Origin of the sequence: Streptomyces sp. ActVer, from assembly GCF_027270795.1 — a bacterium.
Classification (GTDB): Bacteria; Actinomycetota; Actinomycetes; order Streptomycetales; family Streptomycetaceae; genus Streptomyces; species Streptomyces umbrinus_A.
On record NZ_JAPWHT010001011.1, the window covers coordinates 1 to 629 of the forward strand.

The 629-nt window shown below is 75.4% G+C and carries 1 pseudogene; it reads right to left on the reverse strand.

Features of this window, described 5'->3' with window-relative positions:
• A pseudogene (locus O3Q52_RS53880) lies at positions 1-629 on the reverse strand (type VII secretion integral membrane protein EccD); the annotation flags it as partial.

The following is a 629-nucleotide window of genomic DNA, read 5'->3' on the forward strand; positions in this document are numbered from 1 at the left end:
TCTCGCAGCGGCTGACCCTGGCCGTGCCCGGCGCCCTGGGACTGCTGCTGCCTGCCCGCGCCTGGGCGGCGGCCAGCAGCACCGCGAAGACGATGACGCGGGCGTCGCTGTCGTCGGCCACCGCCCAGGCGCGGGCAAGCAGCAGCAGTCCCAGGACGCCGGGCACGGCCAGGGTCAGCCGCTGCGAGATGTGCACCAGCCCCCGGCAGTGCAGAAGCAGCAGCAGGGTCAGGGCGACGGAGGTCAGCACCTCGGGCAGGTTGGGGCCCTCGGTGAGGACGACCAGGGCTGCCGTGGCGATGACGCCGGTGGCGGCGAAGAGCGCGGTGACCCAGCGTCCGGCCAGCAGGGTGCGCTCGGCGACCTCGTCGCCCGCGTAGGGCTCGATGCCCTCCTGCAGCTGGGCTGCGGAGGACGGCAGCGAGGGCAGCCGCATTCCAGCCAGTTTGAAGGCGAACGGCGCAACCGCTCCGGCGGCGAGCGCGACCACGGTCGCCACCAGCGCCACGGAGGCGGGCACGGACAGGCCGGAGTACCCCATGAGGCCTCCGGCCACCGCGGTCGCCACCGAGACCAGCGCGGTGGCGAACAGGGCCGGGGCGCCGACCGCGGTGGCGGCGAGCGCGAGG